General features: G+C 71.2%; 1 protein-coding gene (cut by a window edge). It reads left to right on the top strand.

The window, feature by feature from the left end:
- Positions 1–27 precede the first annotated feature (27 nt).
- A protein-coding gene (locus tag GTY96_RS05955) for an Ig-like domain-containing protein (protein WP_161664157.1) crosses the window boundary here: on the top strand, positions 28–19,497 show its 5' portion. The gene runs 11,778 nt beyond the window's last position; only the first 19,470 of its 31,248 coding nucleotides appear in the window; the start codon lies at positions 28–30; its stop codon lies off the right edge, out of view.

Raw genomic sequence — 19,497 nt, 5'->3', positions numbered from 1 at the left:
GTGTCGGCGGGAGAGGGGGAAGTATCCATGGAGCGTTTCTCCACACCGCGCCTGCGGGCGTTGGCGGCGATGATTTTCGTGCTGGGCTGCGCCATGCCGGGGCTCGCCCTGGCCCAGGCCGCGCCCTCGGTCGCATCCGTCTATCCCCTGAGGTCGATCCAGCCAGGGGCCCGCTCGGTCGAGCTGGGCTTCGAGGTCGACGGGGGCGCGTCCCAGGTGGCCGTGACCCTCCAGGGCACCTCCGCCACGAAGGGGGGCTTCGTCGACCTCGCGCGCGTGATGGTGTCGCGTGATCAGGCCGGCGCGGTTCCCTTCCACGTGCTCGTTCCGCTGTCGCAGGGGTTTCCGGCGGACGGCCGGCTGGTGGTCTCCGCGACCCCGGTGGCTGACGAGGGCGTGACCGCGACCGCGGTGCAGGTCGTGCTCGATGCGACCCTTCCGCCGCCAGCCTTCGCGCCGGACGCGGTGCGGGCCCGGGCGTCGGTGGACACCGGTCAGCTGTTGGTGGACGTGGCCTTCCAGGGGAGCGTGGCGCGCGCGGAGCTGACGGTGCTGGGCGCGTCCGCGGCCCTGCTGCGCACCGTGAAGGGCGACCTCGCGGAGGTGGAGTCGCATGCGTTCGCGGTGGGGCGCCGGCTGGTCGCGCGCCCCCGGGTGGCCGCGCCAGGCCGCGTGGCTTTCGCGGTGCCGGTGCAGGGAGAGCGCATCCCCTCGGATGGCGTGGTGGTGGCGGACGTGGCGCTGGTGGATGCGTTCGGCCGGACGGTGCACACCTCCACGGTGGAGTTCACCGACTCGGCCGCCTTCGATCCGGTCTTGTTCCTGCGCGCCAGCCCCACGTCGCTGCTGCTGTCGGAGGGCTTCGGGCAGCGGGTGCCACTGAAGGTGACGGCGGTCTTCGCCATCGCGGGCGAGGTGGACGTCAGCGGCGGGGCCAGCGGCGCCACCTATGAGTCGGACGACCCGTCCGTGGCCATGGTCACGCGTGACGGTCAGGTGGTGGCGCGGGCCACCGGCTCGGCGCGGGAGACCGTGGTGCGCGTGCACTACGCGGGGCTCACCGCGGAGGTGCCCGTCCTCGTGGACTCCAGCGCGACCCTGGCGTCGCTGGAGGTCGTCCCCGTGCCGTCGGAGGCGCCCGCGGTCATCGAGAGGGTGGGAGGCTCGCTGCAACTGCGACTGGTGGGGACGCTCTCCAACGGCCAGCGCGTGGACCTCTCACCGTCCGCGCTGGGAACACAGTGGCGCTCCGAGGATGCGTCACGCCTCCAGGTGTCCTCGGAAGGTCGCGTCACGTCGCTTCAGGCCCAGCCCACGCGCGTGTTCGCGAAGTACCCGGACCAGGCCGAGGTGTCGCTCTGGGTGGATGCGCGGGACGCCTTTCCGGAGGTGAAGCTGAGCGCGCCCAGCTCCGTGGTGGCCGGAGGTGAGCTGGAGGTGAAGGCCCTGGTGACCGACGATGTCGGCGTCACACGGGTGGAGTTCCGCGTCAACGGTGTTCCCACCGTGACGGACATCGAGGCGCCCTTCACCCTCCAGGTCAAGGCGCCCTCCACGGTGGGGGCGACCCTGGTGCTGAGCGCCGTGGCGGTGGACACCGCGAACCACGAGAGCGCCGCCGCCGAGCTGCGCATCCCGGTGACCGGCGCGCCGGCGCCCAGCAGCCGCACCCTCGTGTACGACGCGCCCGAGGCGGGTCAGGTGCTGGTCGCCGGCCTGCCCCAGACGGTGCGCGTGACGAGCGGCGACTGGCGGCAGGGCTCGTTGTCCCCAAGCGACTTCCAGTCCGTCCGCTTCACCGTGGATGGCGCGCCGCTCGGGCTGGCCTCCGCTCCCCGGGTGGAGGTTCGCACGTTGAAGTCGGAGAAGGGCGTGGATCAGCTCTTGCTGGTGCCCTTCTGGGAGGTGACCTTCATCCCTCCGCTGACGGCGGCCGGCACCGGCGTCATCCTGCGCGCGGAGGCGGTGGACGGCTTCGGCGCTCCGGTTCCCGCGCAGTCGCTCCCCGTCCGTGTCGCGGCGGACTCCGCGCCCCTCGTCACCCTGAAGACACCCGCCGCGTCTCCCGTGGATGTCACCGCGGGCGCGCCTTTCCTCGTGAGCGGTGCGGTGGCGGACGACGCGCTGGCGTTCGGGGTGGACGTGCGCCTGATGGTCAATGGGGCCACGGTCGCCACCCAGCGGCTCGCGAAGGTGTCCTTCGAAGGATCGCCTTCCGGGTCCACGGAGTTCACCTTCACCTGGACGCCCCCCACCTCGCTGCTGGGGTCGGACGTGCAGGTGGCGGTGCAGGCCATCGATGTGGGCGGCAACGCGCGCAGCGTGGGGTTCCGGGCCCATGTGAAGGCGGACCGCCCGCCGCAGATCAACATCGTCAGCCCCGGGATCTCCGACCCCATCCTCGCGGGCTCCCGCGTGCTGCTCACCGCGGACGTGTCGGACGACTCGCCGCCGCCGTTGCAGGTGACCTGGTACGTCGACGGAGTGGTGGTGGGCCTGTCCAGCGCGGCCCCGTACGCCGCGGAGGTGTTCGTGCCCGTGGACGCCGTGGGCAGGACCCTGGTCCTCAAGGCGGTGGCGCGAGACTCCGTTGGCATGGAGACCGCCGTGACGCGCAGGTTGACCGCGTCCCCGGACTTGTTGCCGCCCTCGGTGTCCCTTGTCACGCCGCTGATGAACGCCTCCGTGGTCACCACCCAGGACCTGCTTGTGACCGCGGCCGGCCTGGATGACGTGGGCGTCAAGAAGGTGGAGCTCTTCCTCGACAGCGCCGTCCAGCCTGTCTTCACGGACTCCGCCCCGGCCCGCAACGGCGCCACGTCAGGCTCGTTCATCACCCACTTCATCCTCCCCAAGGCGTCCATCGCCACGCTGGGAAGCCACCGGCTGCGGGTGCATGCCACGGATGCCGCCGGCAATGTGGGCATCTCGCCGGAGATCCTGTTCCAGTCCAAGGCGGATGGCCCGCCGAGCGTGGCGTTCGTGCGGCCGGGCGCGGAGACCTCCGCGACGCTTGGTACGTCCCTGGAAGTGCTGGTCAACGCGACGGACGACGTGGCCGTGCAGCAGGTGGAGCTCTACCTGGGGGCCACGCGGGTGGCGTCGCTGGTGGCGGCGCCGTACCGCTTCGAACTTCCGCTCACGGGCGGAGCCCGGACGGAGACGCTCCGCGCGGTGGCCACTGACTCCGGTGGGCATCAGGCGGAGGCGACCCGGATCATCCACCTGGTCGAGGACGACCAGGCGCCGCTCGTGGGGTTCCGTTCGCCTGGAGAGGGCGCGAGGGTCTTCGCGAAGCGCTCGCTGAAGGTGGAGGTCGTGGCCTCCGACAACGTGGGCGTGGCGTGGGTGGAGTTGTACCGAGGCTCGGCCCGGGTGGCTCGCCTCACCACCGGCGAGGTGCAGGGGCTCTATCGCGTCTACACGTTCCAGGTCCCGCTGGCCGAAGGGGACGCGAATCAGGAGGTGACGTTGCGCGCCGTGGCGTCGGACCTCGGGTCGCAGGGCTCGCCAGCCCGGACCGCGGAGCGGACGCTGAAGGTGCTCGTGGTCGAGGACGCGCCGCCCACCGTGACGGTGCTCGCCCCGCCTCCCGGCAGCCCCTACAAGGAGGGTGAGGATGTGCGCATGACGGTGTCGCTCGGCGACGACGACGGCGTCATCGGCTGGGTGGGCGTGTCTGGCGGCATCCTCCAGGGCACGCTGCCCGCGACGGGGCCGGTCCGGAACGTCACCCAGCCCCAGACCGTGGTGGTCCGCGCGCCCATCGTCCACCTGGGGCAGCCCGCGACCGTGGGCGTCATCGCGAGGGACACGAAGCCGCAGGACTCGCAGCCCGTGACCGTCACCCTGGCCGTGGCGCCTGACACCCAGAAGCCGAGGGTGAGCCGGGTGGCTCCGTCCGCCAGCACCGTGGAGGTCGTGCCCGGTGGCACGTTGGGCGTCCGCGTGGAGGTCCGCGACGACGTGCGGGTGTCCTCCGTGGCCATCCTCGTGGACGGCAACCCATTGACGCCCGCGGTGTCGCTGCCGAACGTCGATGAGCGCTTCGACGAAGTGCGGACTCCCGACCCCCTGGGGCCGGGGACGATCCTGCTCAGCCGAGAGTACGTGGGCACCTACGCGGGGACGGTGTCCCTGCCCGCCTTGAGCCCCACTCGGCACCACCTCATCGCGCGCGCGTTCGACCCCGCCGGCAACTCCGCCGACACCGAGGTGACGCTCGATGTGAAGGAGAAGGTGGACCGCGAGGCGCCCCGCTTGACGCTGTCCCTGCGGAAGACGCCGGATGACACGACGTGCGTCGCGGGCACGACCGTGGAGCTGGTGCTTCAGGCCAGTGACGACGGCCAGGTGAAGACACTCGAAGCCCGGCTGGACAACACCCCGTTGACGCTGCCGGCCATCACCCCGGGAGCGACGGTCACTGCGACCGTGAGCGTCGCGTTGCCGCAGCTGGCCTCCGGCTCCCGTCCGCTCGTCTTCTCGGCTCGGGCGGTGGATGCGACGGGCAAGGCGACGGAGCAGGTCCTCACCCGCGTGCTGATGCCGGACGCCGCGCCGACGGTGTCGTGGCTTGTCCCCGCGGCGGGCGCGGTCCTCACCGAAGAGCGCTCGGAGTCCCTCCAGGCCGAGCTGCGGGACGACGTGAAGGTGGAGTCCGGCTTCGCGGTGCTGGCGACGTCCGAGGCCACCCCCGTTGACGGAGCACCAGAGGCGTTCGACGTGGCGACGCCGGGCGCGACCGGCGCGGGGCTCGCCTCCCTGTTGACCTGGTCCCTGGGCGAAGGGCGCACCTCCCAACTGGAGGTGACCTCAGGGCGAGTGCGCGTGGTGCCCCCAGCGGCGGGGCTGGGGAACCAGCCGGGCCGCGCGAAGTTGAAGGTGGTCGCGCCGCCGTCCGGCCAGTCGCTCAAGGCGCGCGTCGGGTACCGCTACCGCCTGGGCGCTGGAGCGGAGGCCCTTCCGGAGGTGAAGACCTTCCTCGCGACGCTGAGCGCGGGGCACCGGGAGGTGGAGTTCAAGGCGCCGTCCTACGAGGTCGACCTGGGCTTCCCGGCCGCCCTGACGGTGGATGAAATCGACGTGGAGCTGTCATCCGGCGGCGCGCCTGGGGCGGCCGTGGAGATCAGCCGGACGCAGCTCGTCTATGACGCGGGCTCGGTGCAGGTGCGGGCGGTGGCGGCCGGGACGTGGCTCGCGACCGCGCGCTGGAACGTCATCGCGTCCTTGCCGGGCCGCGCGCTGCAGCCGCAGCTCGCCCTGAGGCCTCCGCTGGGCTGGGCGCCTCGCACGGCGGTGTTGACCGCCTTCGCGGGGGATGGCCAGGGACACCGCGCGCGCGCGGTCCGGACGGTCAGCGTGCAGCCCGACCTGGAGGCCCCGGTGGCCGCGGTGCTCCAGCCGTCCAACGGGGGCTCCGTGGTGGCGGGCATGCCCGTCTCCGTGCTCGTGTCCTTCCGCGACAACGTGGAGGTGGAGTCCGCGGAGCTGTTGGTGGATGGCGCGGTCCGCGAATCGTTCACGCGCCCCGCCGCTTCGGCGCAGCGCACGCTGGTGCTCCAGCCCACCGCCACCGGGGCTCCCGTGGCCTTGACGGTGGTGGCGAGGGACCGTGCGGGCAATGCGTTCCTGTCGCCTCCGGCCTTCGTGCATGTGCGCGCGGACACGGCGCCCACGGTGCGGTGGGTGAAGCTCGAGTCCGCGGTGGAGTCGGTGTCCGCGACGGAGTTGGACAGCGGGCTCGTGCGGCTCGTGCAGGGCATCCCGGCCACCCTGACCCTGGAGGCTTCGGATGACGTGGGGGTGGCGCTCATCACCACCGCGTTTGGCGATGCCCCCCCGGTCTCGCGCACGGTCGCGCCGGCCCAGGCGAGTGTGTCGCATCCGGTGACGTTCACGCCCCCCGTGGCGTGGGACGGCGCTCCCTCCGTGCTGCGCGTCACGGTGACGGACACGGCTGGCAACGTGGGAATGGCCCGGCTCGTGGTGGAGGGGCGCAAGCCCCAGGCGCCAGCGCTCGCCCTTTCCGCGCCCGAGCAGAACGCCACCCTCGTCGAAGGCAGCATCCAGCTCTTCGTGCAGGCGCTCGCGGGCGACGACACGGGAGTCGCGAAGGTGGAGTTCTTCCTCAACGGCCAGTCCGCGCTCCAGATCGATGGCGCTCAGGGCGTGCCCATCCCCGTCTTGCAGGACGGGTTGATCAACGGGCTGCCCGTTCCCGTGGACGTCCGCGTCCGAGCCGCCTTCCAGGCACTGGTCGCCGGCGATGAGAACTCGCCCTACCGGGACATCTCCAGGCTGAAATCCTATGGCGGCCGCGTCCGGTTGCCTCCCGGCTTCCTCGCGCTGGATCCATCGCGCTCGCAGACGTACTTCGATGTGCGGGTGGTGGCCACGGACAAGGAGGGCCACGCCTCCGTCGTCGAGCGGTCCACCCTCGTGGTGGCGGACGACAAGAGCCCCTCCGTGCAGGTCCTTTTGCCCACGCTCCGCCAGGCGGTGGTGGAGAAGACCTCGTTCCGCGTGTCGGCGGCGGCCTGGGACAACGTCTTCGTGGATCAGGTGAAGCTGCTCGCGGGTCCCAGCATGGCGGAGCTCCAGGTGTTCCACACCGCCGGTGGCTTCCCGCAGGAGAACGCGTTCCCGTCCTCGGAAGTGGACATCTACGCGCCGCTCATCACCGCCCAGGCGGTGGCGCCCGCGCTGCCCTCGTTGGGCAGCATGGACATGGACTACTTCGTGGCCGCGGAAGCCCGGGACGTGTCCGGCAAGACCGCGTCCTTCATCCAACCCATTCGCGTGGTCCGCGACCGCGAGCCTTCGGTGGCCATCGTGTCACCGCCGGATGGCCGGACCGTCGTCAGCGGCAGCCGCGTCGCGGTCTCGGTCGCCGCCGAGGACGACGTGGGCATCGCGTCGGTGCAGTTGCGGATGAACGACGAGGACCTGCCTCCCGTGTACCAGCCCCCGTTCACCTTCCTGGTGACGGTGCCTCCCGGGGCACAGACGCTGTCCCTCCAGGCGAAGGCGGTGGACACATACGGCCATGCCGTCTTCAGCCAGGTGGTGGTGCTGCCCGTGGGGGAGGACGCTCCCCCGACGGTCGCGGTGGCCCAGCCGCATGATGGCGACATCCTCACCGAGGGTCGGGACTTCGGCCTCGTGCTGGCGGCGCAGGACGACGTCGGCCTGGCGTGGGTCGAGGCGGTGGTCGAGGGCGGGGTGACAGGCCCCCTGCGTTACACCGCCACGGAGAAGCCGTTCTCGTTCCGCGTGCCGCTGCCGTACGGCTCCGCCAAACACCCCCTCACGGTGCGCGCCCGCGCGAAGGACACGTTCGGCCATGTGGCCGAGGCTCCGGTGGTGACCCTGCAAGTCCAAGCGGACGCCCAGCCGCCCACGGTGCGCTTCCTCACGCCCGCGGACCGCTCGGAGATCGTCGCGGGGATGAACGTGGACCTGGAGGTCGTGGCCGAGGACAACGTCGGCGTCGCCGCGGTGGTCTTCTCGGTGCAAGAGGGCAGTGGCCCCCTCACCCCGTTGGCCACGCTGCCCGTGCCGCCGTACCGCTTCACCTACCGCGTGCCCACAAGGCCCGAGAATACCCCTGACACGGCGCTGACGTTCGTCGCCCGCGCGGTGGACACCTCCGGCAACGAGAAGCAGGCGCGGGCGGAGCTCACCGTCGTGAACGAGAAGCCCCTGGCGGTGGCACTCCAGGGGTCCAGCGACGTGGTGGTGGGGCTGGCTTCGGACTTCACCGCGGTCGTGTCGAACGTCAGCCTGGGCGTCGCGCACGTGTCGCTGCACGCGGGGCCGGAAGCCGGAGCCACGGAGGTCGCGCGGCGCTACCTGCGGCCCTTCACCTTCGCCTACGAGGCACCGGCGGCGCAGGTGGACCAGACGGTGCGCTTGCGCGCTCACGTGCTGGATGTGGCGGGGCGCGAGGCGTGGTCGGCCCCGCTGGACGTGCTGGTGAAGAAAGACCAGAAGCCCACGGTGGTGCTGCAGAAGCCGCTCGCCGGAACGAACGTCTTCGACGGCGGCCGTGTCCGCATCGAAGCGAAGGCGCTGGACCCGGATACCGGCATCCGGAAGGTCATCTTCCTGGTGGACGGCAAGCGGGTGGATGTGGCCGAGCACCCCGCGGGGATTCCGGGAGCCCCCGACGTCTACGTGGGGACGTTCGTCGCCCCCGTGGGCAGCCGCAACCGGCGATTCGTCATCACCGCGGTCGCGGTGGACAACGCCAACCAGGAGACCGAGTCCGCCCCGGTGGACGTGGGCACCGTGAGCGACACCGTCCCTCCGGACGTGGAGTGGGTGGAGCCGCCCGCGGGCGACGTCGTGACCGGCGGCAGCCTCCTGGTGCTGAAGGCCGCCGCCCGCGACAACGTCCAGGTGAGCGAGGTCGCGTTCTATGTGGATGGCACGTTCGTGGACTCCACGACGCAGTCGCAGCCAGGCCCCGCGGGCCGGCCCTTGTATTCGCGAAGCGCGCTGCTGCCGAACGACCGTGCCGGGCAGCTGCTGCCCCTCTACGCCACGGCCGATGATCCGACAGGCAACAAGGGAACCTCACCGACCGTCGAGGTGGAGCTGGGCCTGCAGCCATCGCTGGCGCGGCTGAGTCCCTTCAGCTCCGGACGGCTGGGCCCCGTGGCGGCGGACGAGACAGGCCGGGTGGTGGTGGGCGCGCAGGGGCTGAACAGCCTGGAACTGCTCCAGGGCAATGCGCTCGTCTACGCCCAGCTCTCCACGGGGGCGATCCAACAGTCGTCCTACGTGCCCTTCACGGCTCCCCCCGCGGCGGTCGCCTTCTACGGCACGCACGCGCTGGTGTTGACGCCGGGACACACGCTGCAGGGCCAGTACATCCCGCCGCTGTTGTCGGTGGTGAATCCGGGGCAGATGAAGGTCCTGGGCAGCGTGGACCTTCCTGGCACGGACGTCCGGGGCGTGGCGGTGAAGGACCGGCTCGCCTACGTCGCCAATGGCACCGAGGGCGTGGTGGTGGTGGACCTGTCCGACCCGAACCTCCCGCAGCGCGTGCGGACGGTTCCCGTGGTGGGCGCGGAGGGCGCGCAGGGGGTCTTCGTGTCTGGCCACCTGTTGCTGGTGGCCGCTGGGAGCGGTGGGTTGCGCATCCTCGATTTGCGCAATCCCAAGCTCCCCATGGTGTCGCCGGAGCGCAGCTTCGTCGCGGTGCCCGGCGCGGCCAGCGCGGTGTCGGCCGTGGGCTCGCGTGCGTTCGTCGCATGTCAGGGCGCCGGTGCGTATCTGGCGGAGGTGGACTTCTCGCGCCCGGAGGCGCCACGGCTCGTGTCGCTGCTGTCGCACGCTCCGGCTCGCAAGGACCTGCTGGCCACGGGGCTCGAATCGGTGAGCGTGTCGGGGAATCTCGTGCTCGCCACCAGCGGGCTGACGGACCAGGACTCGCAGCCAGTGAAGGGCATGCTGTCGGTGTCCACCTTCCCCCCGCAGGGCACCGCGCAGACGCTCGTGCGCGCCAACCTGCCGCGTGCCTCCCAGGTGGTGGGGGCCGCGAGCGGAGCGCTGACGGTGATGGACCGCGAACTCGTGCGTTTCGGGCTCCAGCGGATGGTCGTGACGTCCGTCACCCCGGAGGACGGGGCGCGGCAGATGCCGGTGTCCGCCGATGCCTTGAATGGAGCGAAGATCGACGTCTTCCTGTCGGAGGCGATCTCGCAGGCCAGCCTGCTCGAGGGCACGGTGGTGTTGCGCGCGGGAGATCCCGTGGTGGGGCCGCCGGTTCCCGTGACGGTGGAGGTGACGGATCGCCGGCTGCGCGTGCGTCCCACGTCGCAGCTGTCGCTGGCCACGGAGTACTTCCTCACCGTGGGGCCCGAACTGGCGTCCAGCCAGGGCTGGACCCTGGGAATGGCCTTCCGGACGCGCTTCACGACGCGCATGGCGAACGCGGAGCCGCCGACCGTCTCGGAGCTCCTGCCTTCGTCGGGACCCCAGGAGGGCGGCACGCTCGTGAAGCTGACGGGGACGAACCTCATGCCCGGCGCCCGGGTCTTCTTCTCCGGCGCGGAGGCGACCGAGGTCACGGTCGACGACAGCGGCCTCTTCTTGAGGGCGAAGGCACCTCCCAGCGCCGAAGAGGGCGCGGCCACCGTGACGGTCGTCAACCCCAATGGTCTGGAAGGGTCGCTGTTCGGCGGGTACCTCTACCTCAAGGTGTTGCACGTGGACTTCGTGTCGCCGGCCACCGGTCCGCTCGCGGGCGGCAACACGGTGGAAGTGATCGGCGCGGGCTTCCAGCGCGGCGCGACCGTCAAGGTGGGTGGCACGCTGTCCCCGGCGGTGCGCGTAGTGTCACCGGGCCTGCTCACGGTGGAGGTGCCTCCGGGGGCGTTCGGTCCCGCGGATGTGGTGGTCACGAACCCGGATGAGAAGCGCGTGGTCGCGCCCGGGGCCTACCTGTACACGGACCTGGCGGTGGCGTCCTCCGTGGGCCGTTATGTGCCCGGCGTGGATGGCCCCCTGCGGCCGGCTGGGAAGCTGTCCTCGGAGCCGCCCATCAAGCTGGCGCTGTCCGAGGGGGTGGCGTGGGTCCTGTCCCCATCGAACGTCTATGTGTCCGCGTTGGATGCCGCGCAGATGTTGGAGAAGAGCGTCCACGGCGCGCTGTCGTTGGTGGACGTGTCCGACCCCGCGCATGCGGCCTTGAAGGGGCTGGTTGGCATCCCTCCTCCGTATCAACCGGCGGCCCTGGCCATCCGGGGCCACTACGCGTACGTCGTGGCGAACGGGGCGACGCTGCCCTACGTGGACGTCGTGGGCGAGGGAGGGCCCTCGCTGCTCGTCTTCGACGCGGCCAACCCCAGCCAGCCCAAGCTCAAGGCGGCCTTCCCGTCGGTGGGGCAGGCGAAGGGCCTGGCCATCGCGGGAGACCTGGCGCTGATGGCCGCGGGGAACGGCGGCGTGGTGCTGTACTCCCTGCAGGACTCCGCGCGGCCCGTGCTGCTGGGCTCGGTGACGCAGTTCCTCTTCGGTGGACAGATGCTGTCGCCCTCCATCGAGGACGTGCAGGTGTCCGGGCACGTCGCGGTCCTCACCGCGAAGTCGGGAGCGAATGAACGGTTGCTGGTGGTGGACCTCGCGAAGCCCGGGCTCCCCGTATTGGGAGAGCTGACAGGAGGCACCTCGGACGTGGCCCTGTCCGGCCGCAACGGCTTGAGGGTGTCGTCCGAGGCCCTGCGGACGCTTTCGCTGGCCCAGCTCTCGCGTCCCCGGGACGCGTCGCCGGTGGTTCCCCTGGTGCGCGGCATGAAGTTCACGAGCGTCGCGATGGGACCGCACCTGAGCGTGGCCTCCGCCTACGGGCCGTCCGCGCTGGTGCAGGTGCTCCTGGCCTCCGAACCCGCTCTGCCCCAGTCCGTGAACGCGGTGGACCTGTACCCGGCGTCGAAGCTGTCCGACGTGGCGGTGGCTGGAGGACTGATCGTGGCGACCGTCCAGCAGACCGTGGGGCGCGTGGGCCAGCCCGTGGCCCAGGACGCGGTCAGTGTCGTCACCATGCCCTTCCCCGTGGTGACCGGCAGCCAGCCCTCCGATGGCGCGGATGACGTCCTCGTGACGGATCCGCTGACAGTGGCGCTCAACCTGCCGGTATCCAACGCCAATGCCAGCACCGTCCGGCTGGTCCTGCTGGATGGCTCCGCCGAGGGGGCCTCCGTGGGGGCGACGGTGACCGCGGCGGGGAAAACGGTGATCGTGCACCCTGCCGGTCCGTTGTTGACCGGCAGGACGTATCAGCTGCGCGTCGAGGGACTCCTCTCCTCGGCGGACGGCGCGCCCATGCCGGGCCGCTACGTGGCGGAGTTCACCACCGTCCTCTACACGGACGAGGCGCCGCTGGTGGTTGACAGCGTGTCGCCGCGCCAGGGCCCGACCTCCGTCCAGACGGAGGTCCTCCTCCAAGGCAAGGGCTTCCAGTCGGACCGGGAGCTGGAGGTGAGCTTCAACGGCGTCCGGGCGGACGTGCTCGAAGTGTTCGATGGAGGCAAGCAGGCTCGGATCAAGGCTCCCAAGGGAGCGGCGGCGGGCGCCGCCACCATCACCGTCAAGCGGAGCGGCGGCAGCCACGTCGAGCTGCTGGGCGCCTATCTCTACGTGGATCCGCTCGACCTGCTGGCGGTCACGCCCGCGCGAGGGCCGACCACCGGGGGCACGCGGGTGCTCCTCTCGGGCAAGGGCTTCTCTCCCAACGGCACCGTGCAGGTGCGCTTCGGTGGCCGTCCCGCGGACTCCGTGCGGGTGCTGGGCCTGGGGCTCTTGGAAGCGTTCACGCCCAATGGCCTGCGGGGTCCTGCGGACGTGACGATCCGTCAGTTCGACCCGGCGACCCCGGAGGTCTTCGTCGAGGACACCCTGGCGGGTGGCTTCACCTTCGACCAGCCCATGGGCTCCGCGGTGCCGTTGGCCCGCGCGCTCCGGGACGTGGTGGTCGTGGATGACTGGGCCTTCGTCGTGGGAGAGCGCTCACTGGACGTCGTGAGCCTGTCGGGGCGGTACCACCACGACGGCGACGACATCCCGTTCGATCAGCGGGGCGGCCTGGTGGACAAGGACAAGGACGGCCGGGATGACCGCGTCGTCGCGCACCTGGACCTGCCCGACGAGGCGACCTCCGTGGCGTACGTGCCAGGCACGGCCGCGACGAAGGACCTGCTCTATGTCGGCCTCGTGTCGCGCGACGAGAACGGTGTCGCCAAGGGGGGCTCGGTCGCGGTCGTGGACGTGGATGATCCAGCGACGAGGGTGTCCATCCTCCGGACGGTGCGCGCGGGCACCCACGGCGTGTTCGGCGTGGACGTGAGGGACGAGCGCCTGATGGCGGCAGCCGCGGCCAGCGGGCTTCATTCGTTCGACGTGTCCGTGGAGGCGTTTCCCGTGCACACCGCGGACGTCAGCGCGGGTGCGCAGGCGGTGGCCGCATGGGGAAGCCGGGCCGTGGTGGGAACGGGAGCTCGCACGGCCGACTTCAAGGTGGGGCCGGGACAGCTCCAGGTGTGGAACGTCGCGGCGATGCCCTCCGTGCTGACGACATTGCCCGAAGCCTTGTCCGCCCAGCGCGTGCGGATGCTGGGGGACGTGGCTGTGGTGGCGGCGGGGGATGCGGGGCTGGTGCTGGTCGACGTGTCGCAGCCGGTGCCGGTACGCCTCGCCAGCCTGGACGTGAAGGGCTTCGCCTGGGACGTGCGGCTCGCGGGCCGTCTGGCCTATGTGGCCGCGGGGGCCGCGGGTGTGGCGGTGGTGGACCTCAACAACCTGCTCGATCCGAAGCTGCTCTACCACGTCATCGGCACCCAGGGCGGTGACGCCCGTGCCGTGGCGACGGCCGGGGGCCGGCTGGTGAGCGTGCGCGAGCGCGGGATCCTCGGTTGGTCGCTGGAGTTCGGCGACGCGGCGGAGCTGTCCGTTTCTGGCGCGAGCGTGGCGGAGGGGGACGTGGTCGCCACGGACCTGCCGTCCGTGACTGTCTTCTTCTCGTCGGCCATCAAGGCCGACACCGCGGAGTCGGCCTTCTCGCTCACGGCCAATGGCGTGCCGGTGCCGGGACTGCCCCTGGAGGTGGGCACGTCCAGTGCCCAGCGCAGCACGTTGATGTTCCGGCCCTCCGCGCCGCTGCCCGCGGGCGCCGCGATGCAGCTCCATGTGTCTCAAGCCCTCCAGACGCCAGGGGCCGCGTCACTCATCGCGCCCTTCTCGCTGTCGTTCCGCGTGGCGGACGCGGCGGGGCGCGTGCCGGTCATCTCCCAGGTGGTGCCCCGCGTGGGGCCCACGTCCGGGGGGAGCCGCGTCGAGGTGCTCGGCAGCGGCTTCGAGCCAGGTGTGATGGTGAAGGTGGGCGGGGTGACGGCGGAGGTTCAGGAGTGGTCGACCACGCGGCTGCGCGTGAAGACGCCCCCGGGCGCCGTGGGTCTGGCGGATGTGGAGCTGGTGCAGTTGTCTGGCCTCTCCGCGCGTCGCGCGGGCGGCTTCCTGTACGTGGCGCCTCTGCGCGTGGGGAGCGCCATGCCCCGCTTCCTCAATCCGCGCGGGAACAGCACCGTGCGGGTGTCGGGCGACGGGTTCCTGCCGGAGTGGGCGGACGCGCTGGGCTCCACGCGGGTCCTGGTGCGGGGCTTGCCCGCCAGGGACGTGGCGGTGACTTCGTTCCATGAGCTGACGGCGCTGGCTCCGCCCGGCTCCTTTGGCGCGGCGGACGTGACGCTGGTGTCGCCGGATGGGCTGTCTCGCGTGCGCTCGACGTCGGAGGTGGGCTATGGCCTGGCGTTCTCCGGGGAGGAGAGCGTGGTGGCGGCCTCGCCTCACGCGCTCGTGGCCAACCCGGCGGACCCCCTCCAGGTGTTCGCGGCGGCGGGTGCCAGCGGCAATGGCAACACCTTCCTCCAGACGTATGAGGGGGCGCTCACCGGCAAGGGCCGCATCCCCGAGTCCTTCCGGGCGTTGGTGTTCGACGCCTCGCAGCCCGGCCGTCCTCGGACGTCCGGCAATCAGATCGTGGAGCCTCCGGACGTGCTCGTGGATCGCTTCTTCGCGACGCGCATGGGCCTGTTGGGGCAGGTGGAGCCTCCGGACGTGGAGGTGATGCCGGACTCGCTGGATGTGGCGGTCCGGGGCGGACAGCTGCTCGTGGCGAATGGGCAGAGCGGTCTGGCCGTGCTGGATGCGTCCCAGAGCCTGCGGTTGACCCTGCTGGGCAGGGCTCCGCTGGACAATGGGAGCGCGGACACGCCGCCGCTCGCCACCCGTGTGCTGCCGACGCCCACGGGCGCCTGGCTGCTGAGCACCACCCTGACGTTGGACCCGAAGGCACAGTGCCCCGGCAGTCCGAAGGCGCACGGCACCGACGGAAAGATGGTGTTGTTCGACACGCGCGTGCCGAGCGACCCGATGCGCGTGGGTGAGCTGGCGCTCGGAGAGGACGTCTTCGGCGCGACGTTCGCCCATGGCCGTGCGTTCGTGGTCACGGGCTCGCACGAGGGTGCCTTCAACTGCTCGACGGGATCTGGAGACCCGTTCGAGCTGCCGCCCCCGCCGTTCAACACGCTCAAGGGCCATGCCGGGGGCGACCACGCGAATCCGTTTGAGGGATACACGCCGCACGGACGGCTGCACGTCTTCGCCTCGTCGAGGCCGGGCGCGACGTCCAAGTCGATCTCCGCGAACTCGGCCCTGACGGACGTGGTGGTGGTGGGCGATGTCGCCATCGTCGCCGCGGCGGACCAGGGGCTCCTGTTCTTCGACGTGTCGGACCCGGAGAGCCCGTCACTGGTGCGGACGTTGCTGTTCGACGAGGCGATGTCCAACACCCCTGGCCACCCGCAGCGGTTGCGCCTGCTGGGCGACATGCTCTTCGTCGCGGCCGCGGAGGGGAGCGTGGTGCTGGTGGACGTGGCGGATCCGCTCCAGCCCAAGCTGGTGAGCGGCGGCAATGTGGAGCCGGCCCTGGACGTGGTGGCGGTGGAGGACCGACTGTTGCTCGCCGGACGCAATCAGCTGACGGAGCTGTCGGTGCCGTTCCTCTACGTGACGGGGATGGAGCCCGAGCGCCGGGCGCTCGTCCCGCCCGAGGCCGCGGTGCTGACGGTGCGCTTCAACCGCCCCCTGGCCGCGCCGTCCTTCACGGACAGCAGCGTCGTGCTGCGGCTGTTGCCTGGCACGAATGGCCAGCCCGGCGATACGGTGGACGTGACGTTGACGGTCGATGGCGCGGTGTTGACGGTCCATGCGGACGAGGACCTGCTGCCGGACCGCGACTACCAACTGTCAGTGGCCTCGTCCGTGACGGATCAGCGAGGCGGCGCGTTGCTCATCCCGTTCCAGCTCGCGTTCCACACGGCGGCTGTCGGCAGCCGGACCCCGACGCTTGTCGCGGTGACGCCGCCGTCCGCCTCGCTGGCTGGAGGCACACCGTTGACAGTGACGGGGACGCACTTCACTGGCACGTCCGCCGTCTTCGTGGGGGGCAATCCCGCGACCTTCACCGTCGACAGCGACGGTCAGTTGAGCGTGGTGGCTCCGGCGACCACCGTGGCGGGCCCGGCGGACCTCGAGGTCCGAAACGCCGGGGGCCCGGTCGCGGTGCTGCCGTCGTCCGTGCTCTACCTGGAGCCCCTGGAGGGGATTGGCGTGAGCCTCGTACCGGACCACGGTCCTGTGGCGGGCGGAACGGCCGTGTCGGTGTCCCTGTCGGGACGGGCCCTGGCCCCAGGAACGCGCGTCTTCGTGGCGCCCCATTGGAGTGACGTGGTGGGGTCGCAGAACCTGGATGTGGATGTTCGAGACCTGTCCTCGCTGAAGTTCATCACGCCCGCGGTGGACCACCCGGCGCTGGTGCCAGTGTGGCTCGCCCGCCCCGGCGGCACCCAGGTGCAGGTGGGTTATTTCTCGTACGACCTGCCGGTGGGCTCGTCGCTGGACCTGCCGGGCTTCCCGCCCCGCGTGGCGTCGGAGATCTCCCTGAGGGGCGATCAGCTCGCGGTAGGTGTGGCCAACAGCGGCTACTTCGGGCTGGAGCTCTTCGACGTGAAGGTGGAGGAGCACCCGTTGCGGCTGGGCGGGCTCTCCACGCAGGCAGCGGTGCGCGGGCTGGACCTCTCCGGTGCCCTGGCGTTCCTGGCCGTGGACGCGATGGGGCTCCAGGCAGTGGACGTGTCTCGGCCAGAGGCGCCGTTCCTGACGGCCAGCGCGTCCACGGGAGGGTCGCTCGCGACGAGCGTCCGGGTGGAGGGGGAGCTCATCTACGTGGGCGTCACGGACCCAGGCGCCGCGTGGGGCGGCGTGCAGGTGTTCCATGGCGGCGGACCCAGGCTGGAGAACCAGGACACGGTGTCGCTCAACGCCGACGTGCTGGCGTTGGAGCTGGGCGTGGATCGCTTCTACACGCTCACCTCGTCCGTGGCCGCGGGCAAGGGCAACGGCCTGACGCTCTCCATCCACACACGGACGGGCGCGTCGGTGGGACACATCTCGGTGTTCTCCGGGGTGCGCACGTATGAGCAGCTGGTGTCGAGCCGCCTGCTCGTGCGCTCGGGCCGTGCCTACGTGACGGTGGGGACGAAGCTGTACGTCTTCGACCTGTCCAACGAGTCCGCACCCAAGGTCCTCCAGTCGTCGGACCTGGGAAGCCCGGTGGTGGGCCTGAGCTTCGTGGGTGGCTCGTTGTTCGCAGCCACGGCTGGCCGCAGCACCGTCATCGAGGTGCCGCCGTCGGACCTGCTGGCGGTGGAACTGGAGCCCGCCGCGGGCAGCATCGTGCCGACCGGGCGGTCCATCCAAGCGCGCTTCAGCCTTCCGGTCGTGAAGGAGAGCGTGACGGAGAACACCTTCCAGGTGAGCGTGAACGAGGGCTCGGGCTGGGTCGGTGCGGCGGGTTCGTACGAGACCGTGTTCGCCACGCGCGGCTCGACGTCCATCTTCACTCCGAACGTAGCCTTCCCGCCGGGGTCCCAGGTCCGCGTGAGAATCACGGCGGGCGTGAAGGGCTTCGACACGCGGCCTCTGGCATCGCCGGTGGAGGCCGTCTTCACCATCGCGGGCCTGGACGCGCGTCAGCCGGTCATCACACGGCTGGAGCCCGCCTCCGGGCGGGCGAATGTCACCACCACCGTCACGCTCGAGGGTGGCGGATTCCGTGCGCCGCTGGCGGGCGTGCCCGGCACCCGGGTGCGGGTAGGCGGCCAGGACGCGGAGGTGACGTCGTATTCCGACAGCGCGCTGCAGGTGCGGATTCCCCCGTCCATCGCGGCGATGGCAGGGCCCGCCATGGTGGAGGTCATCGACGAGCCGTCAGGCCTGATGGCTCGGCGCCTGGGCGGTTTCCTCTACCGGGATCTGCTCCAACTGGTCGCCATGACGCCGTCGCAGGCGCCGCAGCAAGGCGGCGTCGTGGTGAGTCTCACCGGTCACGGCTTCCAGCCGGAGATGACGGTGACGTTCGGCGGGATACAGTCGTTCGAAGTGCGCGTGTCCTCCATGGATCGCGCGGAGGCGAAGGCGCCGCCGCATGCCTCCGGGCTGGTGGACGTGACGCTGGGGCTTCCAGATCAGCCCGCGTCCCAGCCGCTGCCGTTCCTCTATGGAGCGGGCGCGGTCTCGCGGCTGCCCACCCTGCCCGTGGCGCACGTGCTGGTGGACGAAGGCACGGCGTATGTCGCGCTGGGCGGAGAGACGGCCCTCACCAACGCGGATGGCTCGGTCGTGTACGAGGCATCCCGGGCCACGACGCAGGGCGGGCTGCTCATCGCGCGGCTGAACGAGCTGCCCATCCTGCGCGAGGAGAAGACCCTCACCTTCAGCGCGGCGGGGGGGGCGCGGCGGCTCGCGAAGGCAGGCGACGCGCTCTACGTGGCGGCGGGGCCCGCGGGCGTGCTGCGGTGGAATGTCGCGACCCCTGCTTCGCCGGTCGCGCAGACGTCCCTTCCGGTGACGGGTGGGGCGTTCGACGTGCTGGTGAAGGACGACCTGTTGTTCGTCGCGGATGGGACAGGCGTTTCGATGTACCGGCTGGGAGAGACGGCGGAACCGTTGCCGGTGGGCCAGCGGCTCCTGTCCGGTGGCGCCAGGGCGATGGTGTTGTACGGGTCTCTGCTGGTGGTGGCGGACGGCAATCCGGCGACGCCGCGGCTGCACGTGCTGGACGCGGCGAACGGGGCGTTGTCCGAACTGGGCGACGGCTTCCCGTTGTCCATGCCGGCGAGACACCTCGCCGTGAGCGGCACGCGCGTATTCGCGTCGCTGGGCACGGCGCGTCAGGTGCAGATGGTGGAGCTGGCGGACCCGCCGCATCCGGCGGCGGGAGGCGTGCTGGTCCTGACGGATCCGCTGGGGCGGACCTGGATGTCGGCCGAGCAGACCTGGGTGGCGGGCGGAGTGGCGTACGTGTCCGGGGGCGGCGGCAAGGTGCAGCGCTTCGCCGTGCCGGTGGGTGGCGTGCCGGTGGCACTGGAGCGGTTGCAGGTCGTGGGCGATGCGCGCACGGCGGCGTTCGCGGGTGACTACCTGTTGGTGGGCACGTTGTTCCTGGATGGGCAGGGCTCGCCGGTGGAGCTGCCGCTGTCGCAGGCGCCCTCGTCGTCGGCCACGCTGGCTGGCTCCCTGTCGGTCGTGGAGCTGGACCACCTGGAGGTCGTCGGGACGACGCCCTCCGAGGGTGAGACGGTGTCGGTGGGAACGGCCCCCCAGGTGCACGTGACGACCCTCGCCGACGTCAACACGGCGCAGGGCGTGACGTTGTCGAAGGTGTCGGCGAACGGCGATGCGGCGGTCGCTGTCGCGCGGCGGGTGGTGGCGACAACGCGTGGGGCGGACGTGGTCCTGGAGCCGTATTCACCGCTGAGCCCGTCCTCCCAATACCGGCTGCACGTCGGCGCCACGCTGGCGGACCTGTCCGGTGGGGCGCTGGGCACGGACGTGGATGTGCGCTTCAAGACGGCCTCGCTGGTGTCGGCGGAG

Source organism: Corallococcus silvisoli (assembly GCF_009909145.1).
Lineage (GTDB): Bacteria > Myxococcota > Myxococcia > Myxococcales > Myxococcaceae > Corallococcus > Corallococcus silvisoli.
The sequence above is the reverse complement of the archived record's forward strand: the minus strand, read 5'-3'. Positions and strand labels throughout refer to the sequence as shown.